The 24,955-nt window shown below is 74.1% G+C and carries 18 protein-coding genes; 10 read left to right on the top strand and 8 right to left on the bottom strand.

All coding sequences use genetic code 11. The features are described from left to right. The first annotated feature begins 2 nt into the window (after window positions 1–2). From ACFYW1_RS17675 to ACFYW1_RS17665, 3 genes are read left to right on the top strand one after another with little or no spacing between them, the layout of a single operon-like run. On the top strand, window positions 3–3,293 hold the full coding sequence (locus ACFYW1_RS17675; RefSeq protein ID WP_388993161.1) for a right-handed parallel beta-helix repeat-containing protein: 3,291 nt from the start codon (window positions 3–5) through the stop codon (window positions 3,291–3,293). Continuing rightward, window positions 3,290–4,069 carry a hypothetical protein gene (locus ACFYW1_RS17670; protein WP_388993158.1) on the top strand — a complete coding sequence of 260 codons (780 nt, stop codon included), beginning with the start codon at window positions 3,290–3,292 and terminating at the stop codon, window positions 4,067–4,069. The genes ACFYW1_RS17675 and ACFYW1_RS17670 overlap by 4 nt, the downstream gene beginning before the upstream one ends. Beyond that, window positions 4,066–5,349 carry a S8 family serine peptidase gene (locus ACFYW1_RS17665; RefSeq protein ID WP_388993155.1) on the top strand — a complete coding sequence of 428 codons (1,284 nt, stop codon included), beginning with the start codon at window positions 4,066–4,068 and terminating at the stop codon, window positions 5,347–5,349. The genes ACFYW1_RS17670 and ACFYW1_RS17665 overlap by 4 nt, the downstream gene beginning before the upstream one ends. Here ACFYW1_RS17665 and ACFYW1_RS17660 read toward each other — a convergent pair. Both ACFYW1_RS17660 and ACFYW1_RS17655 read right to left on the bottom strand, forming a co-directional pair. Next, on the bottom strand, window positions 5,294–6,028 hold the full coding sequence (locus ACFYW1_RS17660; protein ID WP_388993152.1) for a hypothetical protein: 735 nt from the start codon (window positions 6,026–6,028) through the stop codon (window positions 5,294–5,296). The two genes, ACFYW1_RS17665 and ACFYW1_RS17660, sit on opposite strands and share 56 nt — an antisense overlap. 59 nt (window positions 6,029–6,087) lie before the next feature. Then, the gene (locus ACFYW1_RS17655) at window positions 6,088–7,122 is read right to left on the bottom strand and encodes an ArsR/SmtB family transcription factor (protein ID WP_388993149.1); all 1,035 of its coding nucleotides are present in this window, start codon (window positions 7,120–7,122) and stop codon (window positions 6,088–6,090) included. Between the two features lie 248 nt (window positions 7,123–7,370). Here ACFYW1_RS17655 and ACFYW1_RS17650 point away from each other — a divergent pair, with 248 nt between their 5' ends. The 3 genes from ACFYW1_RS17650 (at window position 7,371) to ACFYW1_RS17640 (ending at window position 12,702) form a co-directional block, all read left to right on the top strand. After that, window positions 7,371–10,184: a BTAD domain-containing putative transcriptional regulator gene (locus tag ACFYW1_RS17650; protein WP_388993146.1), complete on the top strand. Its 2,814-nt coding sequence runs from the start codon at window positions 7,371–7,373 to the stop codon at window positions 10,182–10,184. Window positions 10,185–10,378: 194 nt separating this feature from the next. Beyond that, window positions 10,379–11,476: a ThiF family adenylyltransferase gene (locus ACFYW1_RS17645; protein WP_388993143.1), complete on the top strand. Its 1,098-nt coding sequence runs from the start codon at window positions 10,379–10,381 to the stop codon at window positions 11,474–11,476. Then, window positions 11,473–12,702, top strand: a complete 1,230-nt coding sequence (locus tag ACFYW1_RS17640) for a hypothetical protein (protein ID WP_388993140.1) — start codon at window positions 11,473–11,475, stop codon at window positions 12,700–12,702. The genes ACFYW1_RS17645 and ACFYW1_RS17640 overlap by 4 nt, the downstream gene beginning before the upstream one ends. A gap of 281 nt (window positions 12,703–12,983) precedes the next feature. On the opposite strand, the gene ACFYW1_RS17635 is transcribed toward ACFYW1_RS17640, so the two are convergent. After that, window positions 12,984–15,431, bottom strand: coding sequence for a HEAT repeat domain-containing protein (locus ACFYW1_RS17635; protein WP_388993137.1), 2,448 nt, complete (start codon window positions 15,429–15,431; stop codon window positions 12,984–12,986). Between the two features lie 233 nt (window positions 15,432–15,664). Here ACFYW1_RS17635 and ACFYW1_RS17630 point away from each other — a divergent pair, with 233 nt between their 5' ends. Further along, window positions 15,665–16,237, top strand: coding sequence for an O-methyltransferase (locus ACFYW1_RS17630; RefSeq protein ID WP_388993134.1), 573 nt, complete (start codon window positions 15,665–15,667; stop codon window positions 16,235–16,237). Between the two features lie 19 nt (window positions 16,238–16,256). Here ACFYW1_RS17630 and ACFYW1_RS17625 read toward each other — a convergent pair whose 3' ends face one another. Continuing rightward, window positions 16,257–16,703, bottom strand: a complete 447-nt coding sequence (locus ACFYW1_RS17625) for a DUF6083 domain-containing protein (RefSeq protein ID WP_388993131.1) — start codon at window positions 16,701–16,703, stop codon at window positions 16,257–16,259. A 239-nt stretch (window positions 16,704–16,942) separates the two neighbouring features. After that, window positions 16,943–19,240 (bottom strand): ATP-binding cassette domain-containing protein, encoded by a 2,298-nt coding sequence (locus tag ACFYW1_RS17620; RefSeq protein ID WP_388993128.1) that lies wholly within the window; start codon window positions 19,238–19,240, stop codon window positions 16,943–16,945. A 206-nt stretch (window positions 19,241–19,446) separates the two neighbouring features. Here ACFYW1_RS17620 and ACFYW1_RS17615 point away from each other — a divergent pair, with 206 nt between their 5' ends. Beyond that, window positions 19,447–19,905: a MarR family winged helix-turn-helix transcriptional regulator gene (locus tag ACFYW1_RS17615; protein WP_388993125.1), complete on the top strand. Its 459-nt coding sequence runs from the start codon at window positions 19,447–19,449 to the stop codon at window positions 19,903–19,905. A 454-nt stretch (window positions 19,906–20,359) separates the two neighbouring features. Further along, window positions 20,360–21,049, top strand: a complete 690-nt coding sequence (locus ACFYW1_RS17610) for a PepSY domain-containing protein (RefSeq protein WP_388993122.1) — start codon at window positions 20,360–20,362, stop codon at window positions 21,047–21,049. Window positions 21,050–21,118: 69 nt separating this feature from the next. Here the strand turns inward: ACFYW1_RS17610 and ACFYW1_RS17605 are convergent, their stop codons facing one another. Further along, entirely contained in the window at window positions 21,119–22,111 is a 993-nt protein-coding gene (locus ACFYW1_RS17605; RefSeq protein WP_388993119.1) for a GlxA family transcriptional regulator, read from the bottom strand. Between the two features lie 52 nt (window positions 22,112–22,163). Between ACFYW1_RS17605 and ACFYW1_RS17600 the strand changes: the two genes are divergently transcribed. Next, window positions 22,164–22,559, top strand: coding sequence for a cupin domain-containing protein (locus ACFYW1_RS17600; protein WP_388993116.1), 396 nt, complete (start codon window positions 22,164–22,166; stop codon window positions 22,557–22,559). A gap of 41 nt (window positions 22,560–22,600) precedes the next feature. On the opposite strand, the gene ACFYW1_RS17595 is transcribed toward ACFYW1_RS17600, so the two are convergent. Next, on the bottom strand, window positions 22,601–24,088 hold the full coding sequence (locus tag ACFYW1_RS17595) for a UbiD family decarboxylase (RefSeq protein WP_388993113.1): 1,488 nt from the start codon (window positions 24,086–24,088) through the stop codon (window positions 22,601–22,603). 104 nt (window positions 24,089–24,192) lie between these two features. Next, window positions 24,193–24,789, bottom strand: a complete 597-nt coding sequence (locus tag ACFYW1_RS17590) for a UbiX family flavin prenyltransferase (RefSeq protein WP_388993110.1) — start codon at window positions 24,787–24,789, stop codon at window positions 24,193–24,195. Window positions 24,790–24,955: the final 166 nt, after the last annotated feature.

Below are 24,955 nucleotides of genomic sequence, written 5' to 3'. Positions count from 1 at the left end.
CCATGGCCCGCCAGACCACCGTCGCGGACCCGTACCAGGGCATCACGTCGGCCCTCGTCGCCACGCGCCCGGGAGGCGTGATCCGCCTCCGCCCCGGCCGTTACGACGAGTCCCTCGTCATCACCAAGATGGTCACGATCGTCGCCGACGACCCCGACGACCCGCCGGAGATAGCCCCCCGCTCGGGCACCGCCGTCCAGGTCGTCGCCGAGGCGGTCAAGCTCTCCGGGCTGGTGCTGCGCGGCGGTGACGAGGACGCCCCCGTCGTCGACGTCCCCCGCGGCCAGGCCGCCCTGGAGAACTGCCGGGTGCACGCCGGTTCCTGGACGGCGCTGCTCTCCCGGGAGCGCGGTTCCCTCGCCATGCGCGACTGTGTCATCACCAACCCGGCGGGGGCCGGGTTCGTCGACCTGTCCCCCGAGTCCAGTGTCGTGGAGGACTGCGTCTTCGAGGATCTCGGCAGTTCCGGTCTGGTGCTCGGCGAGCAGTCCGCGCCCGCCATCCGCGACTGCACCGTCCGCGACGCCCGCGGCAACGGTCTGCTGGCCAACGGCCGTGCGGGCGGCACCGTCGAACGCCTCACGGTCCAGGGCACCCCCAAGCCCGGGGTGGCCCTGGAGGAGCAGGCCGAGACCCGCCTCACCGACGTCCGCGCGGTGGGCTGCACCATCGGCTTCCACATCTCCTCCGCCGGCCGCCCCGTCCTCACCGGCTGCTGCGCCGTCGACAGCACCACCCACGGCGTGCTGCTCTCCGCCTCCACCGCGCCCGCCCTCGACAACGTGGAGCTCCGGGGTTCGGGCGGCAACGGCATCGTCGCGATCGACCGCGCCCGCGGGGTCCTCTCCGACTGCCTGGTCGAGGGTTCCGTCGCCGCCGGGATCCTGGTCCGCGGCGACGCCGAGCCCACCGTGCAACGCACCCTCGTCACCGGCGGCAACGCCGAGGGCGTCCTCCTCGACGCCGACAGCTCGCCCCGCGTCGACCGGGTGACGGTGCACCGGGCGGGGGGTCACGGCGTCGTCCTCACCGGCGGGAACCGGGCCAAGCTCCGCGACGTGGAGATCGTCGAGGCCGGCGGGCACGGCCTGTACGCCCGCGACGGGGCCCGCGGGCGTGTCGAGCGGACCACCGTCGCCGATGCCACCGGGTGCGGGGTCCGCGTGGAGGGCGCGAGTCCGGCGTTCCAGGACGTCGCCGTCCGCGGCAGCGGCACCACCGGGTTCGCCGCCGCCGGGAAGTGCGCCCCCGAACTCGTCGACGTCCTCGTCGAGGACTCCGGCACGGACGGCATCGCGGTCACCGACGACGGGGCCGCGCTGACCGCCGTCCGGGCCCGGGTGCTGCGCAGTCGCGGCCACGGCGTGCTCGTCGGCACGGACGCCTCGGCGGAGCTGACGGAGTGCCGGTTCGCCGACGGCGGGGCGGACGGCGTCCGGATCGCCACCGAGCGCCCCGTCCGGGCCGTGAGGTGCACCGTCACGGGCAATGCCGGCGCCGGGGTCCGGCACACCGCCCCCGGCGGCAGCCTCGCCGCCGACGACCTGACCAGCGACGGCAACGGCGAGCCCGATGTCCTCGGCGGACGCGGCGACGGCGCCGCCGCACCGGAGGCCGGGGCCGCGGGCGACGAACCGCTCACCGGCCCGCTCGCGCAGCTCGACGAGCTCGTCGGGCTGCGCGCCGTCAAGGAGCAGGTCGCCACCCTCGTCAACCTCAACAAACTGGCCCGGCGTCGCCGCGAGATGGGCCTGCCCGTCCCGGCCACCGCCCGCCACCTGGTCTTCGCCGGGCCGCCCGGCACCGGCAAGACCACCGTCGCCCGCCTCTACGGCTCGATCCTCGCCGCGCTCGGCGTGCTGCGCTCCGGACACCTGGTGGAGGTGTCGCGCGCCGACCTCGTCGCGAAGATCGTCGGCGGTACCGCCATCAAGACCACGGAGGTCTTCGAACGGGCCCTCGGCGGCGTGCTGTTCATCGACGAGGCGTACACCCTCACCGCGGACGGCGGCAGCGGCCCCGACTTCGGCCGGGAGGCCGTCGACACCCTGGTCAAGCTGATGGAGGACCACCGCGAGGACGTCGTCGTCATCGCCGCCGGGTACTCGCGGCAGATGGGGGCCTTCCTGGAGTCCAACCCCGGGCTCGGGTCCCGGTTCAGCCGCACCCTGGAATTCGAGAACTACGCGGTGGACGAGCTGGTCACCATCGTGCGGCGCCAGGGCGAGCAGAACCGGTTCACGCTCGGCGAGGACACCGAGAAGGCGTTGGCCCACCACTTCGGGCAGATGCACCGGGACGAGTCGTTCGGCAACGCGCGCGCCGCCCGCAAGATGTTCGAGGAGATGGTGGACCGCCAGGCGCTGCGCCTCGCGGAAACCCCCGACATCACCGAGGAGGACCTGACCGCCTTCGTCCCCTCGGACGTCGGCGAGGAGGCCGCCCGTGCCGTCGCGGGCGAGAGCGGCACGGACGGCGGGCAGTCCGAACGCCTCACCCGGGTGCTCGCCGAACTGGACGGCCTGATCGGCCTGGACGGCGCCAAGGCGCAGGTCCGCGACCTCGTCAACCTGCTGTCGGCGGCGCGTCGCCGCCGGGCCGCCGGGCTGCCCGCCCCGAGCGTCGCCCACCATCTGGTCTTCGCCGGGCCGCCCGGCACCGGCAAGACGTCGGTGGCCCGGTTGTACGGCGAACTCCTGGGCGCGATGGGAGTGTTGCCGCGCGGCCAGCTGGTGGAGGTGTCCCGCGCCGACCTCGTCGGCCGGTACGTCGGCCACACCGCCCAGCTCACCAAGGAGACGTTCGCCCGTGCCCGGGGCGGCGTGTTGTTCATCGACGAGGCGTACGCCCTCACGCCCGAGGGCGGTTCGGGTTCCGACTTCGGCCGGGAGGCCGTCGACACCCTGCTCAAGCTGATGGAGGACCACCGCGACGACACGGTCGTGGTGGCGGCGGGCTACGAGGGCGACATGGCGCGGTTCCTGGGCTCCAACCCGGGTCTGGCCTCCCGTTTCGGACGTACCGTCACCTTCGCCTCCTACGATGCCGACGAACTGGTCGAGATCGTCCGCCGCCAGAGCACCCGGGACGGTTACGAGTGCCCGCCGGCCACGCTGGAGGCGCTGCGCCGGCACTTCGCCGGGGTCGACCGCGGTCCGGGCTTCGGCAACGGGCGCTACGCCCGCACCGTGCTCGAACAGATGATGACCCGCCAGGCCGGGCGGCTCGCGTCCGTCCCGGACGCCGACACGGACCAGTTGCGGCTGCTGCTTCCCGAGGATGTGACGGAATGACGGACGAAGGCAGGACGTCGGGGAGGCTCCGGGGCACCGGGCGGTGCGCCACCTGCTTCGAGGCGTTCAACCCGGCCTGCCCGCGGGCGAGGCTGGACGAGGAGACGCGGGAGGTCCCCCGGGGCGTGAGCGCCCCGGCGAAGCCCCTGCCGCCCGCCTCCCGCCCCCGGACCACGGCCGGCCCCGCCGACGCCACCGACCGCGCCGACCGCGCCGACGGCCGTGGCACCGCCACCCGGCCCAGGGTCGTCGTGCAGCCGCCCTCCGACCCCCGCCCCGAAACCACCGCCCGACCGGCCGGCCCCACCCGGTCCGGCCCCGCCCCCCGGACGACCGGCTCGACCCCGTCCGAGAACGCGGACCGGCCGGCCGGTCCCTCCGTGTCCGGGGTCACCGACCGGGCCGGGGTCGCCGCACGCCCGCCCGCCGCGCCCCGGCCCCGGGCCGCCGATCCCGCCGACCGCCCCGGGGCCCCCGCCACGGAACCGGGCCGCACCGCGCCGCTCCCCGGCGTGCCCGGGGCCGGGCGCTCCTCCGCTCCCGTCCGCGACCCGCGCCGCCCGCGCACCGACACGGCGACCAGCTCGTCCCCGTGGCAGGAGCGCACCGCACCCCGTGCGACGCCCGGCACGGCGTCCCCGGCGCCGACGCCCGGCGCGTCGGGCCGTCCGCGCACCGCCACGCCCGGCGCCGCCCCCGTCCGCACACCGCGCTCCGGCGCCGCCGCCCCCGGCAGGGCCGAGGCCCCGGCGACGGAGGGGGGAACGTCCCGATGACGCACGCTCCCCACCTCCCGGACCTGCCGCCCCGGGCCGACGACGACCGGCGCGGTCCGCGCACCCCGGCGGGCCGGCTCCCCCGCGGTACCGCCCGTGCCCTCGGCGCCGTCCTCGCCGCCCTCACCGTGGCCGCCCCGCTCGCGGCGGCGTCCCCCGCCGCGGCCGACACCGGCCTGCCCCGGATCTCCGCCGCCCCGCCCCGGAGCGGTGGATGCGTCAAACCGTCCGCGCAGCATCCCGTCGACGTCCCGTGGCCCCAGCAGTACCTGGCCCCGTCCCGCGCCTGGGACACCACCCGCGGCGCGGGCGCCGTCGTCGCCGTCGTCGACACCGGTGTGGACGCCACGCGCAGCCCCGCCCTCGCCGGCCGTGTCACCCCCGTCTCCGCCGCCTCCGGCACCGACTGCATCGGTCACGGCACGTTCGTCGCGGGGCTGATCGCCGCCGCGCCGCGCCGCGGCACGGGGTTCGCGGGGGTCGCCCCCGAGGCCGGGATCGTGGCCGTCCGTGTCACCGCGTCGGACGGCGGCGCCACCGCGAACGGCGTCGCCGCCGGGATCGAAGCGGCCGTCGCCCGCCGCGCGCGCGTCATCGCCGTACCGATCGCCCTGCCCAAGGGCAGCCCGGCGCTCACCGCGGCCGTTCGCGAAGCGGGCCGCCGCGGCGCGCTGGTGATCGCCCCGGCGTACGCGGCGGGCGACACCCCCACGGGCTCCGGGGACACCCCCGCACCGGCCGCCCACCCGGCCGCGCTGCCGGACGTCCTGGCCGTCGCGGCGCTCGGGCCCGGCGGCGTCCCCGACCGGAGGCTCGCCCCCCGTACCGCACCCGACCTGAGCGCGCCCGGCAATGCCGTGATGAGCATCGGACCGGGCGGCACGGGCGGCTTCACGGGCGACGGAGCCGAGATGGCCACGGGGTTCGTCGCGGGCGCCGCCGCGCTCGTCGTCGCCGCGCACCCCGACCTGACGCCCGCCCAGCTGGCCGATCGCCTCACCTCGACGGCGTACCGCGTCCCGGCCGACAGGGCGCTGGTCGGCGCGGGCACGGTGGACCCCGCGGCTGCCGTCACCGCCCCGGCCCCCGCCTCCGCTCCCCCGGCCCCCCACGACCGGGACGGCCTCCGCATGCCTCCCCCCGAGGACCACTCCGGCCGCACCACGGCCATCGCCGTCACCGCGGCCGCCGGGGTGGCCGTCCTCGTCACGGGCTTCGTCGCGTTCACCCTCCCCCGGGCCCGCCGCCGGGGCTGGCGCCCGGGTGGTTCGACACCCTGAGGGGTCCGGCCGGGGCGGGCCGGAAACCGCCCCCGGTGCCGTGACGCCGGGGTCGCAGGAGCGCTTCGCTGCCGATCGGAATGAAACCGCAGGCCAGGAAGGCGCGCAGGGAGCGGGCGTTGCCCGGGGCGACGGCGGCGAAGACCGGTTCGCCGTCCGGTACGAGGGAGAGCGCGTCGGTGAGGAGGCCGCGTCCGCGGCCCCGGCTGGCCTCGTGCGGGGCATCGAGTTCGATGCTCAGCTCGCGGCGTCCGGCAAGGCCCTCTGCCAGGGTGACGAGGCCCCGTTCGTCGCCGTGGACCGTGACGTCGTCGCGCAGTTCGCGGGCGCGGAGGACGCGTGGGTGGGTGTCCGTTCCCTCCGTCCGTTCGGCGAGGCGCGGCGGCCCGCCGGTGCCGTGTGCGGCGAGGGTGACGTCGATGGTGTCGATCCAGCCCTCGGGGCCGGCGAGGCGGCGGAGGAAGTCGGGTGCCAGGGAGGCGCCGAAGCCGTCGGGCCGTCCGGCGTGCACCTCGGCGGCGGGCAGGGCGGTGGCGACGACCGCGTGCCCGGTGAAGGCGACGGAACATTCCAGTCCGCCGGGCAGCGGCGGCAGCACGGTGACCCCGCCGTCGCACGGCGGGAACCGGCCTTCGGAGGCGGCGGTGAAGTGGGCCAGGAGCGGGTGGGGTTCAGGCATGGGCGGTCACCTGTGCGGCGAGGGGCCCGGCGGGGCCGTGGCGGGTCATGCCGAGCACCCTAGGATGCGCCGCCGTCGGGAGGCAGGCCCTCCAGCAGGGCGGTCCCCAGGGCGGTACGGGTGTGGAGCACGGACTGGCCGTGGCGTCGGCTGGTGACGAGTCCGGCCTCGCGCAGCGCGGTCGTGTGCCGGCTGGCGGTCGGCAGCGAGAGCCGTAGCGTCTGGGCCAGTCGGGAGGTGCTCATGGTCCGGTCGAGCGCGTCGAGCACGGCGGCCCGCGCCGTACCGATCAGACGCTTCACCGCTTCGCGGCCGTGCGGGTCGGGCGTTCCGGTGTCCTGTCGGGCCGGGGTGTACCAGTCCAGTGGGCGGTGGAGCGGATAGCTGACCGTCAGCGGTCGGTCCGCCGCCGCGCCGGCGGTCGGGTGGATGCTGAAGAAGGACGGCAGGAGCGTCGTCGCGCGGCCGCCGATGTCGAACTCGAAGGGCTCCTCCAGGGAACACGGCACGTGCAGCGTGCCGTCGTCACGCCATTCCATCAGCCGTGCCGGGTAGCCGCCGACCAGTCCCTCCACACCTCCGCCCAGGAGCGTGCCGGCCCGCTGCGCGTGTTCCACCGCGAAGGCCCGTCGCACGGGTTCGGTGTAGGGGGCGACAGCGATGCCGTGGTAGCGGCGCAGCAGGTTCCCCAGCCGATTCAGCACGGCCGGGTCCCCGTCGGCGACGTGCCGGAACCAGCCGGGAGTGCCCCCGCCGACGTGGGCCACCAGCGCCATCTGCTCCCGCAGGGACCTGCGCGGGGTCGACATCAACAGGTCCAGCCCGTCCTCCAGTTCGACGGCTCCGTCCCCGGCGACGAGGAAGTCCGGCGTGTAGCCGTCGACGGGATACAGCTCGGTCAGCGCCCGGACGGCGCCCGTCAGGTTCGCCCGGGCGAGGGCCGCGCGGACCGACCGGCGCCACGGGTCGAAGTGCACGGCCCCCTCGCGGCTCTGCAGCAGCAGGAGGCTGAAGTAGGTCTCCCAGAGCGGATGGGGCCGAGGGGCCAGACGCACCCGGGTCAGGTCCTCGGCCGTGAAGTGGAACCGCAGCAACAGAAATCCCCTCCCGAGCAGCTTCTGCGACGGGGGACGAGCGGGCGGACCACGCAGTTCCGCGTTCCCGGGGGTTTTCGGAGCGGCCGGACCGGGCCGAGGCTGCCCGTCAGGACCACGCGGGCCCCGGCCGACGGCCTGGGCGGATTCGACCGGCCGGGCGTCGATGACGACGGCAACGACGTGGCGGATCGCGCCGACCGGTGGCAAGATCACATGCGGACGGTACGGAGGACGGGGGAGGCCGGATGCGTTTTCGTATCCTCGGCCCCCTCGAAATATTCGACGGCACCCACTGGCGGGGGATCTCCGCCGCCAAGCCGCGCACCCTGCTCGCCACCCTGCTGGTGCGGTGCGACGCCCCCGTCCCGACGGACCGGCTGGGCACGGAACTGTGGGGCGAGCGCGAACCCCGGGCGGCCGCCAACCTCATCCAGCAGTACGTGCTGCGGCTGCGCCGCGAACTCGGCGACCGGCAGGGCCGGTTGCTCGTCACCCGGCCGCCCGGCTACCAGATGGTGCCGGTCGGCGAGGACGATCTGGACGCCGCCGTCTTCGCCCGGCTCGGCGAGGACGGCCGTGCCGCGCTGGCGGCCGGCGAGGCGGAACGCGCGGCCGATCTGCTCGCGGAGGCGCTCGCGCTGTGGCGCGGCCCCGCGCTCGCCGACGTACCGGCCGGGCCGGTGGTGGAGGCGGAGGCCGCCCGTCTGACCGAGCAGCGGCTCGACGTCCTCCAGGCCCGTGTCGAGGCGGACCTGGCCTGCGGGCGGCACACCGCGCTGGTGCCGGAGCTGCGGCAGTCGGTGCGCGAGCATCCGCTCCGGGAGGGCCTGTGGGAGCAGTTGATGCTGGCGCTGTACCGGTCGGGGCGACAGGCGGAGGCGCTCGACGCCTACCGGGAGGTGCACCGGCTGCTGGCCACCGAATTGAGCGTCGAGCCGTCCGCCCCTCTGCGTGAACTGCAACTGCGCATGCTGCGCGGCGACCCCGGGCTCGCCGCCCCCGTGCCCGCTCCCCGGTCGCCGGAGGGGACCGCCCGCCCCGGGCGGGTACCGACGCCGCCGCGTCAACTTCCCTCCGGGGTGGGCGGGTTCGCGGGGCGCCGGGCCGAGCTGCGGGCGCTGGACGGACCGCCCGGTGACGCGGCCACCGGCACGGGCCCGGCCGTCCGGGTGATCACCGGCACGGCGGGCGCCGGGAAGACGGCGCTGGCGCTGCACTGGGCACACCGCGTGGCGCCGGACTTCCCGGACGGCCAGCTGTACGTGAACCTGCGCGGCTTCGACCCCGCCGCCGGGCCGGTGCCGCCCGGCGAGGCGATCCGCGGTTTCCTGGAAGCCCTGTCGGTGCCGCCGGAGCGGATCCCGGACCCGTTGGATGCGCGGGCGGCGCTGCTGCGCACCGAGACCGCCGGCCGTCGGCTGCTGTTCGTCCTCGACAACGCCACCGACGCCGCCCAGGTCCGTCCGCTGCTGCCGGGCGGTGCCGGTTGTGCCGTGGTCGTCACCGGTCGCGGCCGGCTGGCCGGTCTCGCCGTCACCGACGGCGCCCTGCTGCTCTCCCTCGACGTGCTGTCGCGGGAGGAGGCGCACGAACTGCTCGTCGCCCGGCTCGGCGCGGACCGGGTGGCCGCGGAGCCGGAGGCGGTGGCCGAGTTGATCGGCCTGTGCGCCCGTCTGCCGTTGGCGCTCGCCGTGACCGCCGCCCGCGCCGTCGGCCGGCCCGGGTTCGCGCTGAGCGCGGTCGCGGCGGAACTGCGCGACGCCAGGGGGCGGTTGGACGTGCTGGACGCCGGTGAGGGGGTGAGCAGCGTACGGGCGGTGTTCTCGTGGTCGTACCTCCGGCTGGACGCCGGTACGGCCCGGGTGTTCCGGCTGCTCGGGCTGCACCCCGGCCGGGACGCCGCCGCACCCGCGGTGGCGGCGCTGGCCCGGCTGTCCGTCCGGGAGGCCGCCGCGGCGCTGACCGCGCTGGCCCGCGTCCATCTGATCGACGAGCACCGCCCCGGCCGGTACTCCTTCCACGACCTGCTGCGCGCCTACGCCGTGGGGCTGGTGACCGAGGATCCCGAGGCGGAGCGCACCGGGGCGCTGCACCGCCTGTTCGACCACTTCCTGCACACCGCGCACACCGCCGGTCGGCAGCTCGCCCCGGTCCGCGGCGAACTGCCGCTGTCGCCGCCGGTGCCCGGCTCGGTGCCCCACCGCCCGGAGGGGTACGAGGAGGCGATGGCGTGGTTCGAGGCGGAGCACGCCGTGCTGCTCGCGGTCACGGACGCGGCGGGCCCGGCCGGTTTCGACGACCATGCCTGGCAACTCCCGCTCGCCATGGGGGACTTCCTCCACCTCAGCGGTCGTTGGCACGATTGGGTGGCCACCCAGCGCACGGCCATCGCGGCGGCCCGGCGGCAGGAGGACCGAGCGGGGACGGCACTGTGCCATTGCGAGTCGGGCCGGGCCGCGATCCGGCTGGGACGGCACGAGGAGGCCCGGGACGAACTGTCACGGGCACTGGAGCTGCAGCGCGAGCTGGGCGACCTGGCCGCGCAGGCCGATACGCTGCGGACGCTCGGCTGGTCGTACGAGCAGCAGGGCGACTACCGCGCCACGCTCCACTGCGTCGAGCAGGTGCTCGAACTGCAGCTCGCCGTCGGCAATCCGGCCGGACAGGGCGGCGCGTTGAACAACATCGGCTGGTGCCACACCCACCTGGGCGACCACGAGAAGGCGCTCGCCTGCTGCCACGAGGCGCTGCGGCTGCACCGGGCCGGAGGCAGCCCGCTCGGTGAGGCGTACACCTGGCAGACCCTCGGCTTCACCCGCCGTGCCATGGGGCAGTACACCGAAGCCCTCGACTGCTATCGCCGGTGCCGGGACGGGTTCCGCCGGCTCGGCAACCGCTACGGCGAGGCGGACGCGCTGCGCAGCCTCGGCGAGATCCTCCGCACCGTCGGCGACCGGGCGGGTGCGCGCGAGGCGTGGCACGCCTCCCTCGCCGTCCTCGACGAGCTCGGGCACCCGGACGCGGACGTGGTGCGCGAGCTGCTGCGGACGGCGGACTGAGCCACCCCCGACACGCGCCCGACGCCATGCGGGCACGCACCTGACGCCATGCGGGCGTGCCCCGGCACCGTGTGCGGGCATGCCCCGGCGCGGGCTCAAAGCGTCGTCAAAGCGGGAGTTCAGCCCCGTGCCGCAGAGTTTCAGCCGTGCCCCGAAAGGTCCGGGGTCCGCTGAAGCCGAAAGCGAGTGGGTCGATGCGTGTCGCGCTCAAGGAGTGCTCCTGGCAAGCGGTGGGAGAAGACCTGATCGTCGTCTTCGACCCCCGTGAGTCGATCACTCTGGAGGACCCGGAGGGGAAGGTCGAGGCGCTTCTCTCCGTGCTCCGGGAGGAGCCCCGGAGCGTCCCCGAGCTGCGTGCCGCACTCGCCGCCAGGGGGATCGGGCTGACCGAGGAGGAGCTCGGCGGGGGCCTGGCGGGGCTGGCGGACCTGGGGCTGGTCGAGCGCGAGGAGGGCAGGTTCACCGGCGATCCGGCGGTGGACGAGCGGCACTTCTCCAACCTGGCGTTCTTCGGCACCTTCGCGGACCTCGACCGGCACCGCACCGATTTCCTGCGGCGGGTGCGCGACGCGCACGTCCTGGTGCTCGGGGTGGGCGGCGGCGGTTCCTCGCTGGTGCAGTGCCTGGCGGGTCTCGGCGTCGGCCGGTTGACACTGCTGGACCACGACCGCGTCGAAACCCGCAACTTCGCCCGGCAGTTCCTCTACCGGCACGAGGACGTCGGCCGCTCGAAGGTCGAGCGCGCCGCGGCCTGGGTGCGGGCGTACGACCCGGACATCGAGGTGCGCACCGTCGACCGCTGGGTCGCGGGCCCCGAGGACCTCGCCGACCTCACCGACGGGACCGATCTGGTGCTGGGCGGCCTGGACGGCCATCCCGACGCCGGCCTGTGGGTGAACGAGGCCGCCGTCCGGGCCGGTGTGCCCCTGGTCGTCGGCGGCGCGACCCGCACGCTGCTCTCGTACATGTCCGTCGATCCGGGGAGGAGTGCCTGTCTGGCGTGCGAGTTCTCGCAGCGCCCGGAGGAGGGCACCGGCTCGGCGGCCGCGGAGGACCTCGTGCACGGCATGCGGGCGACCAACCCGCTCATCGGTCCTGTGGCCATGCAGGTCGGTTCGCTGATCGCGCTGGAGGGGCTGCGCTACCTGACCGGGTTCCAGGAGCCGCTGGCCGCGGGCGCCCGCGTCCGGCTCGACCTGCGCGAGGGGCTGGCGGCCGACCGGGTGCCGTTCCCCGACGTGCCGGACTGCCCGGTGTGCGCGCTGGCTCCGGTACGGGTGGCCGCGTCATGACCGGGGTGGACGGGTCCCCGCGGACGACCGTGCGGCTGCGACCGCTGAGCCTGGTGCCCGAGGGGGAGGACGAGGTCCTGGTGGGCGACCCGGGTACGGGGCAGTTCGTCGCCATTCCGAAAGTCGGCGGTGTGGTCATCGAGGCGCTGCTGCGCGGGGCGACGATCGCCGAGGCCGCCGCCGAGGCCGAGGAGTTCGCCGGGCAACCCGTCGACGTGCCGTCCTTCGTCGAGACCCTGCGCGAGCTCGGTTTCCTCGACGAGGGGCAGCAGGCCGCACCGGTCCGCTCGGCGCCCGTCCAGGGCGGGCGGTGGCTGGACGGCGTCCGCCAGGAGGTCGCGCGGCCCTTCTTCGGGCGGGTGGCCTGGAGCTGCTACGCCGCGTGCGCGGTGTTCGCGCTCGCCGTGTTCGTGTTCCGCCCCGGTCTCTTCCCCGATCCGGCCACCGACGCGTTCGTGGTGGACGACATCGGCCTCGGCAGCCTGATCCTCATCCCGCTCGCCACGGCCGCCACGGCGATCCACGAGCTGGGGCACTGGTTCGCGGCCCGCGCCCTCGGTCTGGGGGCCAGGTTCGGCATGGACCGGCGGATGGGGTTCCTGCTGGTCTTCGAGACCGACCTGACCCAGCTGTGGACCGTGCCGAAACGCAAGCGGTACGGGCCGTTGCTGGCCGGTCTCGCCCTCGACGCGGTGCTGCTCGCCGTACCGCTGGCGGCGCGGCTGCTGATCGACACCGGCACGTGGGCGGCACCGGACCTGCTCGACGCGGTCCTCGCCACCTGGATCTACGTGAAGCTCACCGCGATGCTCTGGCAGTGCATGGTCTTCCTGCGCACGGACCTGTACGCGGTGCTGGTCAACGCGCTGGGCTGCCGCAACCTGTGGCGGGTCTCGACCCTGATGCTCCGGCGCGCCGTCGGCTGGTCGGACGCCGCCGGGGCGGCCGAACTGGCCGACGCGCATCCGGCCGATGTGCGGGCCGGGCGCTGGTTCCGCTGGGTGCGGTTCTTCGGGGCCGCGCTGACCCTGGTCTGGGCGGGGCTCTTCCTGGCGCCCTTCGCGTGGGAGGTGCTGCGCTGGGCCGCCGACCGGCTCGGCACGGGCCCGGCCACCGGGCGGTTCTGGTGGGCGCTGTTGTGCACCGCGGTGTATCTGACCCCCTTCGTTCTTCCCGCGGCCCTCTCGGTCCGTGAGCGCGCACGGCGGCTCACGACGAGGGCCTGAGAGCCGCGGGTACCGCTCCGCCCCGGCCCGGCACACCACCGGCGCGGGGGACGTCATCCAGTCACGAGGAGGTGAATCGCATGGAGATCAAGGTCCGCAAGGTCGAGGACGTGAAGGCCACGGGGCTCCAGGTCTGAACGGTCCGCGGCGGCCCGACCGCCGCGCGTTCCTGATCCGCCGGAGCGCGGATCGGGTTCGGAACACCCGCCGGGGAGGGGGAGAGACTTCGAGTCCTCCCCCTCCCCCGTCGACATGCGGGCCCGGCCCGTGCCGGCGTCCGCCTACGCGGCCCCCTCCCCCGTCCCCTCTTCCGCGCCCGTCGCCGCGGCGTCCAGCACCGCCCGGACCGCCGCGCACAACGCGTCGTCCTCCATGACGGCACGCCAGTGGTCGTGTGCGACGGGGCGTTCATCGGCGTCGAGGAGGGCCCGCAGCGCGGGAGTCACCGGGGCGACGGACTCCGGGTCGGCGGCGGCGACCTCGGCGAGGAGTTCCAGCGGTTCGAGGACGGTGGGGTGCGCCCTGCCGGGCGGCGGGCAGATCCGTACCAGCCGGTTCAGGGCCGGGACGACCTGCCGCGGGTCCCGGGTGAGCTCCCACAGGCTCCTGACGATCTCCATCGCGTCGGAGCGGTTGCCGCGTCCGAGTCGTTCCTCCGCGGTGGCGTGCAGTTGCCGGGCGACCCGCTCGACGACGGGCGGACGGGTGGCGGCCACCTCGGCGAGCAGGCGCAGGGCCTGGACTCCTCCCGGGGTCCGGCAGCCCTTCTGCGCGCTGCGCCCGGTCAGTTCCAGGAGGTCCGGCAGGACCTCCCCCGCGTCGCCGGTGACCCGCCACAGGGCACGGGCCCGCCGTACGACGTCCTTCGACGCGTCGGACCGGTGCTCCGGCCCCCCGCGCAGCGCCTCCTGGAACAGGCCGCGCAGCAGATCCGCCGCCGGCGCGGCGAGCGGGCCCAGCGCGATGCAGGCCCGGATCCGGGCGCCGTCGTCGGCCCCGGCACTCAGTTCCGGGTATCCGCTCTCCTCGGGGGAGCGCAGCAGGGCCAGTACGGGCTCGTCGTCGCCGGTGAGGAGGCGGAGGCGGAAGGGGTCGATACGGGCCGAGTCGGCCCAGAACTCCGGCGGTCCGAGCAGTTCCCGCAGTCGTGCGCGATGGTCGGCGGCGATCGCGCGGGGGCCCGTCCGGCTCAGGGCGTGGGCGGCCGTCAGCACCTCGTCCGGGTCGGGCGATTCGAGCAGTTCGAGCAGGCGCGGGACGACGGACGCGCCGTCGCGATGCCACCGGCCGATGATCCCGTGGTACGCGCCGCGCTCGCTCGTCGGAGCCGCCCCGATACGGGCCAGCAGCGGGCCGAGGAGGGTGTCCGTGTGCGCGGTGAAGGGGGCGAGGGCCTCGGGGAAGTTGAGGTCGTCCTTGTCCCAGCCCCGGCCGGACGGAGAGGGAGGCCAGGGGCCGAACCCGCTGCCGCGGACGGTGAGCAGCCGGGCCAGTGGCGCCACGCAGCGCTCGTCGCCCATCCGGCTCAGCGCCCAGACCGCGTACCTCCTCGCGGGCTCGTGGGGCTCTTCGTCCTCGGTGAGACGCGCCGCGGCGCGGTCGGCCCAGGGGCGTGCGGCGGTCCCGCACATGGCGAGGACCCGCAGCGCGGAGGCGCGGTGGTCCGGGTGCGGGTCGTCGGTGAACTCCGCGACGGCCGGGAGCAGTTCGGGTACGGCGGAACGCCACCGGGACATCAGGGAGGCCGCGACCCGCAGGCCGGCCCCGCGCTGTCCGGCGCCGTCGTGGCGCAGCAGACCGCGGGCGAGGGCGAGCCGGCCCGGCAGGTCGTCGCCGAGCTGCCGGTCGGCGTCGACGATGACGTCGACCGGCCAGGAGCGGTACCGCTCGAAGGACCCGGCGACCAGGGGCGGGGAGGCGAGCAGCGTGTCGGCCGTGATGCGGGCATGAGCGGGGTCGGGGCGGTCGGGCAGGGCGCGGCGCAGAGCCGCGACCGCCTGCAGCCGGACGTCGTGCCGGGGCTTCTCCATCCACTCCAGCCAGGCGTCGACGTCCTCGTCGATGTCGGGCTCCTCCCCCTCCTCGACGGTCATCCGCTGCCGCAGCCAGGCGAGTGCCTCCTCGCGCCGCTCCACGGTGTGGCGGGCGAGTTCCCCGACGGCCAGGACGAGCGTTTCGGCCACCCGCGGGTTCTGCTCGTTCCCGAAGCGGTCCCGGAAGCGGGCGGTGAGCTCGTCCGCCCGGTGGGCGGCCTGCGCGAGTACGGTGACCGCCGCGGCCCGGACGTCGGGATCGTCGTCGTCGAGCAACGGCAGCAGCGGGTCCACCGCCCGCTCCCAGGCAGTCGGCCACGCCGGGGCGACGGTGGGCCGCCATCTGCCCTCCAGGACCGGGTCGGCCCTCGCGGTGAGAGCGGCGTTGCCCGCGCGGGCGACCTCGGTGACCGTCTCCATGATCTCCGTACGCACCGTCACTGCCGGGTCCCGGGCCGCCTCGACGAGGAACGGCAGCACCTCGGCCGCCGCCGCCAGCACCGAACTGCCGTCGCCGCAGGACGCGTGGTGCAGATCCACCAGGGCGCCCTCGGCCGTGGAGTGGTCCGGGGCCCAGAGCTGCTCCAGCACCTCGGGCCCGTACCGCTGGGCGTGGTAGGGACTGGTCACTCTCGACCAGTCGACCTCCGCCGCGAACCGCGCCATCCGTTCCGCACGCGCGCTCCGTGCGCTCATGCCGTCGCCCGAGCTCCCCGTACTCATGCCGTCGCCCGCCGCCTTCCGTCCCCCGCCCACCGTCGCCGCTCCCCGGCCACGCCACCGCCGCTTCCCGGCCGCCCGTGCCCATCCTCGCAGCGCGACGTCCCCCTCACACCCGGCCCCCGGAACGGGCGAAACCCCGTAGAGGCGTCACCATTTACCGATACTCTCATGATCGCGTAATCGTGCGATCACGGTGAGGAGTGGGCATGGGCGTGGCAGAACGTGCGGTTCCGTCCCGTGTGGCGGCCGCGGAGCGGGTCGCCTCCGAGATGGGGTTCGAGAAGAGCTGCATCCCCGAAGTGGGCAGGCTGCTCGGGCTGGCCGCCGCCTCGAAACCCCATGGGGTCGTGGCGGAGAGCGGTACCGGCTCGGGAGTGGGCACCGCCTGGCTGCACAGCGGTCTCGGTCCCGGCGCGCGCCTGGTCACCGTGGAGCGCGACGAGGAGCTGGCCCGTCGGGCGGCCGGGATCTTCGCGGACGACGAGCGCGTCAGCGTTCTCACCGGGGACTGGCGGCTGCTCGATCAGCACGCCCCGTTCGACGTCTTCTTCTGCGACGGCGGGGGCAAGCGCGACGACGCCCGGAAGGTCGTCGAGCACCTCGCTCCCGGCGGCCTGCTCGTTCTGGACGACTTCACCCCCTCGCCCCACTGGCCGCCCCGCTTCGAGGGCGAAGTGGACGAGCTCCGGCTGTTCTACCTCACGCATCCGGCCCTGGAGGCCACCGAGTTGCTCACGACACCGACCAGTTCGGTGATCATCGCCACGCGCCGCCCCTGAGGCCCACGGACCACGGCCATCAGCCCGTCTCGGGCAGGTCCCGGCCGTCGAGGAGGCCCCGGTCGTCGGGGAGGTCGAACAGGCGCCGCGTCCTGCGGTCGTTCTCCTGCCGGAGCGCGGTGGCCCAGGGCCAGGGGTCCTCGGGCCGGAGGCGGGGGCAGACCGTGTGGTGCGCGATGCGGCACCGGGTGCCGGGAAGGGGTTCCGCGTCCCACAGGTTCATGGCGGCCCCGTCCCCGGTGATGATCCAGCGCCGTCGTGGGGGCACGGTGTGGGCGGGGACGAGGACCCGGGGTTCGAGGAGGATCCAATGCCCCGCGTAGAGGGTGGGACAGCGGTCCTGGCGGAGGTCGCAGAAGGGGCAGTCGGGCGGGTCGGGCGGGCGCGGAGCGATGGCGCCCTCCAGGAGGGCGCGGAACATGTCGTCGGTGTTGTCCGGACCTGATGTGTTTTCGGTGTCCCCCATGTCCTTCAGGATCCGGACGGGTTCCCGGGGCCGGTAGGTCGCGATTCGGCCGTGCCCGGTGAGGGAGCAGTGGTACCCGTGCGTGGGGGAACGCCCCGGGAGGCGTACGGCGGCACACGAGTACCACCGCGGGGTACCGAACCGGTGTGCACCCTGTCCGGTGCGCGCCCGGACAAACGCCGGACAGCCGCGGGCAGTTCGCCGGACGGCCTGCCCCGGGCGGACGTACGACGGGCGGGTCAGTGCCGGGCGGTGGTCCGCGCGAGATCCTTTCTGAGGTACTCGGCGGTGAACGAACCCCGGGCTGTGGCCAGTTGCGCCGGAGTTCCCTCGAAGACGACGCGACCGCCGTGCCGGCCGGCGCCGGGACCGAGGTCGATGATCCAGTCGGCGTGCTTGATCACGTCCGGGTCGTGCTCGATCACGACGACGGTGTTGCCGCCGTCGACGAGCCGGTCGAGGAGGGCGAGCAGGGTGTCGACGTCGGCCATGTGCAGGCCGGTCGTCGGCTCGTCGAAGATGTGGAGGCCGCCCGAATCGTGCAACCGGCCGGCGAGCTTGAGGCGTTGCCTTTCACCGCCGGACAGGGTGGACAGCGGCTGTCCGAGGGTGAGGTAGGAAAGCCCGACCTCCCGGAGCGGCGCCAGCCTGCTCAGTACGGTGCGCTCGGTGAAGTGGCCGAGTGCCTCCTCGACGGTGAGGGCCAGGGTCTCGACGATGTCGCGGCCGTGCAGGCGGTGGTCGAGGGCCTCGTCCCGGTAGCGTCGGCCCCGGCAGAGCTCGCAGGTCGTGGTGACGGGGTCCAGGAAGGCGAGGTCGTTCTCGATGACGCCGCGGCCCTTGCACTCGGGGCAGCCGCCGGTGGAGTTGAAGCTGAACATTCCCGCGTCGACCCCGTTGGCACGGGCGAACAGCCTGCGGATGGCGTCCATGACGTTCACATGGGTGGCCGGTGTCGCACGCGGCGAGATGCCGATCGCCGACTGGTCCACGACGACCGCCTCGGGGTGCCGGGCGGCGAGGACGCCGGAGACCAGGGTGCTCTTGCCCGAGCCCGCGACACCGGTGACCGCGGTGAGGACACCGGTCGGGATGTCGACGGTGATGTCCTTGAGGTTGTGCAGGGCGGCCCCGGTGACGGTGAAGGCGCCGGTGGGGGTGCGCGGTGTCCGGTCGAGCCCGGACACGGCGTCCAGGCGCCGCCCGGTGAGGGAGCCGGAGGAGAGCAGTTCCTCGGCGGTGCCCTCGAAGACGATCTCCCCGCCGTGGGCCCCGGCGCCCGGTCCCATGTCGACGACGTGGTCGGCGATGGCGATGACCTGCCGGTCGTGCTCGACGACCAGGACGGTGTTGCCCTTGTCCCGCAGTTCCAGGAGCAGTTCATTGAGCCGGTGCACGTCCCGGGGATGCAGTCCCGCGCTGGGTTCGTCGAAGATGTACGTCACGTCGGTGAGGCTGCTGCCGAGGTGGCGCACGATCTTCAGCCGTCGCCCCTCCCCGCCCGACACGGTGGACGTCTCGCGGTCCAGGCAGAGGTAGCCGAGGCCCACCGCATCGATGCGGCGCAGTACGGCGAGGGCCTCGGCCGCCACGGGCACGGCGACGGGGTCGTCGAGGGCGGCGAGCACCTCGATGAGTTCGCCGATCTCCATGGCCGTGCAGTCGGCGATGTTGTGCGCTCCGATCCGGGAGTCCCGGGCCGCGGCGTCGAGCCTGGCTCCCCCGCACTCCGGGCAGGGGCCCTCGGTGACGACCCGGGCCACGGCCTCTTGGTCGCGGTCGCTCAGGGTACGCACGTCGCGCTTGAGGTAGCGGCGGGTGAAGCGGGTGACCACTCCCTCGTACTCGTTCCTGCAGACGCCGTGCCGGCTGCGTCGGTCGACGCGGAACCCGCCGCCGTACAGGAGGAGTTCGCGCTCCTGCCCGGTGAAGCGGGCCAGTGGTTTGTCGGGGTCGAAGAGGCCCGATTCCGCGTACAGCTGCCATGCGGCGGTGCCGACCGCGAACGAGGGGAAGACGATGGCGCCCTCGTTGAGCGTTCTCTCCCCGTCGAGCAGCCGGTCCAGGTCCACCGTCACGACCCGGCCCAGCCCTTCGCAGCGCCCGCACATCCCGTGCGGGTCGTTGAAGGAGTAGAGGTTCGACGGGCCGGCGGAGGGTTTTCCGCACCGCGAGAACAGCACCCGCAGGATGGGGTGCACCTCGGTCATGGTGCCGACGGTCGAGCGGGAATTTCCACCGATGGGCTTCTGGTCGACCACGATCGCGGTGGACAGGTTCTCCATCACTTCGGCGCGCGGACGCTCGTACCGGGTGAGCCGGTTGCGTACGTACCAGGGGAACGTCTCGTTGAGCCGGCGCCGGGACTCCACGGCGATCGTGGAGAAGACGACCGAGGACTTTCCGGAGCCGGACACACCGGTGAACACGGTGAGCTTCCCCTTGGGGATGGTCAGCGAGACGTTCTTGAGGTTGTTCTCCCGGACACCGCCGAGAACGATGTCGCTGCCGAACCGCGTGCTCGTCCCGCCCGTCATGGTTCACCACCTCCACCCGTCGCGCCGCGTTCGTCTCCACTCACACTACGCCAATTGGTTTCTCCCAGGAAACCATATTCCGATGATTTCGACGCCGACGGAAGGGCGGATACACTCCTATCATTTCCGTTCGGAAACCAAACAAGGGCTCATCGGACATCACAACGGTCCCGGCCCGCCGTGCCCGCCCCGGAAGGAGCTCATCGATGACGGACGCAGACGCCGTCCCCCCACGGCCCGGCCCGCCCTCCGAGCTGGAGGACGCGCTGTCCCATCTGCAGTGCGTCCTGGCCGCCCGGCGCACCGCGACCAACCCCGAAGGCGTTAACTGGCAGCAGTACGACGTCCTGGAGCTGCTCCGCATCCGCGGCGCGATGAGCCCCTCGCGGCTCAGCGAGTCCCTGGGGATGTCGCGGCAGACCGCGTCCAAGGCGCTGCGCGTCCTGAAGGACCTGGAGCTGGTCCAGCAGGTGGCGCTCGGCGAGGACAGGCGGGAGCACACGACGTCGCTGACCCCGAAGGGGCACGCCTTCCTGGCCGGTGCCGCGCGCAGCCGGCGGGAGAACGCCCGGGCCGCCGTGGAGGCGCTCTCGCCCGGCGAGCAGGCCATGTTCACGGAGATGTGCCGGAAGGTCGCCGCCTCGATCGACACCCTGCCGCGCTGAGGACCGCCCCTCCATGGCCCGGGAGACGCGGGAAGGCGCCATGAAACGTCCGCCGCCGGTACGGGCGGTGCCCCGGAGGCGGGCGGCGGACGCCGCGGCCGCGCTGCGGCGAGTGAGGCGGGTACGCGGTGGCTGCCGGCGTCGGTGACGACGGCCCGCGCCGCGCGGACCCGGTCGAGGCGGCATCGGCCCCCAGCGCTCCACGCTCCCGGCGAGGGATGCGACAGCGACCGAGCGGGGAGAAAATGGCTGCCGTGAGGGATTCGTCCGCGACGGTCGGATCCTTTGGCCCGGATCACCTGCCAGGGCGATGACGAGAGTTTTCGCGCTCCCCGCCCCCGACCGGCCGCATGCCCTCATGCACCGCAGCGCCTTCCCGGGGAGAGGTTCGGCGCTGCCCGCCCGCGGCGGACGGCCTCAGGAACACGTGTACCCGAGCGAAGGGAACACCCCCATGAAGTCCCTCGAGCACGCTCCGGCCGGCAGCCGTCGCATGGTTGCCGCCGTACTCGCCGCCACCGCGGCCCTCGGCGGCGCCACGACCACGGCCACCGCTTCCTCCGCCGACGGCCCCCGCACCGTTCGGACGGCCGTCACCGCCCCATCGCCGGGCAACGACCACGACGAGGATGCCGCCCTGGCCAAGAGCGCCGAGGTGGACATCAAGCGGGCCGCCGAGACCGCCGAGAAGTCCGTCGCGGGCACGGTCACCGCAGCCGACCTGGACGGCAGCCCGGACAAACCGGTCTGGAAGGTCGACGTGACGGACTCCCACGGCACCGAGCACGAGGTCACCGTCAACGCGACCGACGGCAAGGTCACCGCCACCCGTACGGACAAGGACCAGAGCCCCGAGGACCGCAGCGCCGACGCCGCCCTGGCGAAGTCCGCCAGGACCGACCTGGCCAAGGCCGTCGACGCGGCGCTGGCCGAGGTCGACGGCACCGCGACCTCCGCCGGCCTCGAGAACGACCACGGCACCACCCCTGCCTGGCGCATCGACGTGACGAACCTCAAGGACAGGAACAAGGACCACGAGGTCACGGTCGACGCGACCACCGGCAAGGTGACCGCCACCAGGACCGACGAGGACAGCGGCCGCAACGCCGACGACCGGGCAGGAGCCGGCCGGCTGCTCGTGTGACCGGTCACGCTCACGACCGCAGCCGGTACTCCGGGGGCGCGTACTCGGGCCCGGGTTCGAATCCCTGACTCAGTTCGCCTCCGGTCCGAACCGGCGCCGGTACGCGGACGGCGTGATGCCCGTGCCACGGCGCATCAGTGTGCGCAGGTGGGCGGCGGTGCCGAGGCCGCTGCGCCGGGCGACCACCTCGAAGCGGGACTCGCCTCCCTCGATCAGGCGGCACGCCAGGGCGAGCCGCTCCCCCGTGAGCCACACCAGCGGTGTCGTGCCCAGTTGTGCCCGGAAACGGCGGTGCAGCGTCGCGGGGCTGACCGCCGCGCGCGCCGCGAGGTCGGGGACCGTGAGCGGGGCGTCCAGCCGTTCCTGGGCCCAGGCCAGGACGGGCGCCAGGGACTCGTCGGGCAGGTCGGGCATGGGCCGCTCCACGAACTGCCGCTGCCCGCCGTCCCGGTGCGCCGCGAAGACCAGCCGGCGGCTCACGGAGTTGGCGATCTCCGCACCGTGGTCGCGGCGCACCACGTGCAGCCCGAGATCGAGCGCGGCCGCGCTCCCGGCGGCGGTGAGGATGTCGCCGTCGTCCACGAACAGCACGTCCGGTTCGAGGCTGACGGACGGGAAACGGGCCCGGAAGGCGTCCGCCCACTGCCAGTGCGCGGTGGCCCGGCGCCCGTCGAGGACCCCCGCCTCGGCCAGGGTGAAGGCGCCGCTGCAGAAGCCGATCAGGCGCGCACCACGCGCGTGCGCCCGCCGGACGGCGTCCAGCACGGCGGGCCGGCGGGGCACCTCGACGTCGGGCCGGTTGGGGACGATCAAGGTGTCCGCCGTGTCGGCCGCCTCCAGGCCGGCGACTCCCGCGAGCGTGAAGAACCCGTCCCGCATCAGGGTGCGGGGCTCGGGGGAACAGAGCCCGAAGTCGTAGAGCTCGCGGCCGATCTCCGGTCTGCGCAGGCCGAAGACCTCGGTCGCGCAGCCGAGCTCGAAGGGGTTCGAGTTCTCGTCCACGATCACGACGACCCGGTGCGTGTCCGGCGGACGCACCGCGTGAGAGGATTCTTTCGCCATATGCGATTCCTAGCACTCACGGCGTCCGTGCGGAACGGCTCAGGATGGGCCCATGAGCAACGGACCCCTTTCTCTCGACGAGGCCCTGGCCTCCTTCGACGCCCTGTGGAGCCCCCGCGTCGTCACCCGCGTCAACGACTACGACGTCCGCATCGCCAAGGTCGAGGGCGAACATGTCTGGCACGTCCATGACGACACCGACGAGTTCTTCCTGGTACTGGACGGGGAGCTGCACATCTCCCTGCGCGGGCCCGGCGGGGAGCGCACGGTCCTGCTCCCGCGGGGGTCGGTCTTCACCGTCCCCCGGGGCACGGAGCACAGGCCGTACGCCCCGTCCGGTGCCGCGATCCTCATGTTCGAGCCCACCGGGACGCTGTCCGTGGGCGACCGCCACGACGAGATCCCGGACCACGTGGACGCGACGACCGGGCACGCCCTCGGCGGCTGAACGGGGCAGGCCGGGCCGCGGCCGGAGCGGGCGGGCGCGGCTCAGCCGGCCGGGTAGCCGTAGCGGGTCCAGTTCTCCATGACCCGCTGCTGAAGCCGCTCGGGGTAGGAGGTGCGGAAGGAAGCGGTGGTGCCGCGGAACCCTTCCGGCAGGAGGCAGCTGGTGACCGACTTCCCACCCCTGGCGGCGGCGGCCTCGCCGGGGGTGAGGTAGGGGACCATCGGGATGCCCGGGGCCTGCGGGAAGGGATGGTGGCCGGTGTCCGGGTGACTCCGGGTCGCCATCGCCCACACGACCTGGCGGATGTCGGTGATGTCGATGTCGTCGTCGACGAGGATCACCTTGGGGACGAGCCAGCCCGCGTGCGAGGCGAACAGCACGTCGGCCACGGATTCGACCAACTCATTTTCCGTCAAACCGAGTTCGGTACGGCGGGCACGGTCGAGGGAGACGACGAGCCAGCAGGTGGCCGCCTCGTACGAGCACCAGGCCAGGTCGACGGGGAGACCGGCGCGGCGGAGCACGTCGAGTGCGACGGCGGAGATCATGGTGCCCCAGACGGTGTGGTTCTCCTCCGGGGGCAGTCCGGCTGCGCAGACCGGCAGGATGGGTTCGTCGCGGCAGGTGACCGCCTCCACATGGAAGACGGGCTGCCGCTTGCCGTCCGGGAACGCGTATCCGTGGTACTCGCCCATCGGGCCCTCGTCGGCCGTCTCGTCGCTGCTGAGGTGCCCCTCCAGCACGATCTCGGAGTTCGCGGGCACGTACAGCCCGTTGGTCTCGGTGCGGACCACCTCGACCGGGACGCCGGTGAGCGCGCCGACGTAGCCGTCCTCGTTCACCTGCGCGGGCAGGGGCATCCCGGCGGCGGCGAGCGCGGCTGGTGGCGCGCCGAGGACCATGGCCCACGGGGTGTGCTCGCCCCGCTCGCGCCACATCCGGTGGATCATCCCGATGTGCTGCTGCGGCATGGCGGGGCCGACCAGGGTGTTGCGGTCGCGCAGCATGGTGCGGGCCACCGACCAGCTGGTCCACCCGCCGTCCGGGGACCGCACCACGTGGAAGCCGTAGGTGCCGAAGTACCGTCCGCCGTCCTCCTGGTGCAGCAGTGGCACCGGGAAGCGTTCCAGGTCCACCGCGTCGCCGGTGTACACGTTCTGCTTGCAGGGGCCGGTGGGGACCTCGACGGGTGCGACCGGGTCGGCGTGCATGGCACGGACCAGGTGTTCCACGATCCGCCGCGGGGTGGCGGTGCGCGGCAGTCCGAAGTGGGCGGCGAGCCTGCCGTAAGCGGTGCCCTGCCGGGGGTCGCCGAGCCCGGCCGGGGCTCCCAGGATCCGGTGGCCGCGGGCGCCGCCGGTCAGCGCGGTGAACAGCGGCGCGGGCGCTCCCGTCTCGTACGCGCGACGGGTCACCGCGCCGACTTCGAGGTGCGGATCCACGGGCTGCTCGATCGCCACCGCGTCGCCGTCGGCGAGGAGCCGTTCGACGAAGGCCCGGAAGTCGAGGGCCGGAGTGTTCTGGGACATGGTCGTTCCTTCTGGGGATGCGGACGGAGCCCCCGAGAACAGGGACGGGGACACGGGGGACGGGGACGGGGACAAAGCCTCCGAGGGCGGGGCCTCGGGGCGGATCAGTGGGGACGGGGCGTGCGGTCGGCGCGCGCGGCGCGCATGCCGTTCCACCGGTGCTCGTCGGGCACGGGGACGCCGAGCTGGTCGAGGATGCGGACCACCATGTGGTCGACGAGGTCGTCGATGGTGCGGGGATGGTTGTAGAACGCCGGCATTGGCGGAACGATGCGCGCCCCCATCCGCGCGAGTCCCAGCATGTTCTCCAGGTGGATCTCGTTCAGCGGGGTCTCCCGGGGTACCAGGACCAGCGGCCCGCCCTCCTTGAGCACGACGTCCGCCGCCCGGCCCACGAGGCCGTCCGCGTAACCTGTGCGGATCCCGGCCAGCGTCTTCATGCTGCACGGCGCGATCACCATGCCGTCGGTGCGGAACGACCCGGAGGAGATGACGGCTCCCTGGTCGTCCGGGCCGTACGTGGCGTCGGCGAGTTCGGACAGTTCGCGGACCGACCGGCCCGTCTCCAGCTCGACCGTGGCCCGCGCCCAGCGGCTGAGCACCAGATGCGTCTCGATCCGCGGGTCCGCGGCAAGGCGCTCCAGCAGCCCGAGCCCGATCACCGCTCCGGTGGCCCCGGTCATGCCCACGATCAGTCGCATACGCCCCGTCCCTCTCCTCCGCACAGCCCGGACGGACATGCGCAATATCAGTCGTGCGAATCCACGGCGACGACCCTGCCGGGCAAGGTCGCCCCATGGCTGACGCGCGCCGGATGCACCGCGTCTTCCCTGTTCACGCTAGGGGTACGAGAGAGAGGGGGCGGGA

This window comes from Streptomyces sp. NPDC002669, from assembly GCF_042889165.1.
Taxonomy (GTDB): domain Bacteria; phylum Actinomycetota; class Actinomycetes; order Streptomycetales; family Streptomycetaceae; genus Streptomyces.
The sequence above is the reverse complement of the archived record's forward strand: the minus strand, read 5'-3'. Positions and strand labels throughout refer to the sequence as shown.

Bases quoted from the DNA above. Each gene is read 5' to 3' on its own strand.
- ACFYW1_RS17630 (WP_388993134.1), top strand. From the start codon at position 15,665: ATGGGCGTGGCAGAACGTGCGGTTCCGTCCCGTGTGGCGGCCGCGGAG.
- ACFYW1_RS17645 (WP_388993143.1), top strand. From the start codon at position 10,379: ATGCGTGTCGCGCTCAAGGAGTGCTCCTGGCAAGCGGTGGGAGAAGAC.
- ACFYW1_RS17640 (WP_388993140.1), top strand. From the start codon at position 11,473: ATGACCGGGGTGGACGGGTCCCCGCGGACGACCGTGCGGCTGCGACCG.
- ACFYW1_RS17675 (WP_388993161.1), top strand. From the start codon at position 3: ATGGCCCGCCAGACCACCGTCGCGGACCCGTACCAGGGCATCACGTCG.
- ACFYW1_RS17650 (WP_388993146.1), top strand. From the start codon at position 7,371: ATGCGTTTTCGTATCCTCGGCCCCCTCGAAATATTCGACGGCACCCAC.
- ACFYW1_RS17590 (WP_388993110.1), bottom strand. From the start codon at position 24,789: ATGCGACTGATCGTGGGCATGACCGGGGCCACCGGAGCGGTGATCGGG.
- ACFYW1_RS17665 (WP_388993155.1), top strand. From the start codon at position 4,066: ATGACGCACGCTCCCCACCTCCCGGACCTGCCGCCCCGGGCCGACGAC.
- ACFYW1_RS17660 (WP_388993152.1), bottom strand. From the start codon at position 6,028: ATGCCTGAACCCCACCCGCTCCTGGCCCACTTCACCGCCGCCTCCGAA.
- ACFYW1_RS17635 (WP_388993137.1), bottom strand. From the start codon at position 15,431: ATGAGCGCACGGAGCGCGCGTGCGGAACGGATGGCGCGGTTCGCGGCG.
- ACFYW1_RS17610 (WP_388993122.1), top strand. From the start codon at position 20,360: ATGAAGTCCCTCGAGCACGCTCCGGCCGGCAGCCGTCGCATGGTTGCC.
- ACFYW1_RS17595 (WP_388993113.1), bottom strand. From the start codon at position 24,088: ATGTCCCAGAACACTCCGGCCCTCGACTTCCGGGCCTTCGTCGAACGG.
- ACFYW1_RS17600 (WP_388993116.1), top strand. From the start codon at position 22,164: ATGAGCAACGGACCCCTTTCTCTCGACGAGGCCCTGGCCTCCTTCGAC.
- ACFYW1_RS17625 (WP_388993131.1), bottom strand. From the start codon at position 16,703: ATGGGGGACACCGAAAACACATCAGGTCCGGACAACACCGACGACATG.
- ACFYW1_RS17670 (WP_388993158.1), top strand. From the start codon at position 3,290: ATGACGGACGAAGGCAGGACGTCGGGGAGGCTCCGGGGCACCGGGCGG.
- ACFYW1_RS17615 (WP_388993125.1), top strand. From the start codon at position 19,447: ATGACGGACGCAGACGCCGTCCCCCCACGGCCCGGCCCGCCCTCCGAG.
- ACFYW1_RS17605 (WP_388993119.1), bottom strand. From the start codon at position 22,111: ATGGCGAAAGAATCCTCTCACGCGGTGCGTCCGCCGGACACGCACCGG.
- ACFYW1_RS17620 (WP_388993128.1), bottom strand. From the start codon at position 19,240: ATGACGGGCGGGACGAGCACGCGGTTCGGCAGCGACATCGTTCTCGGC.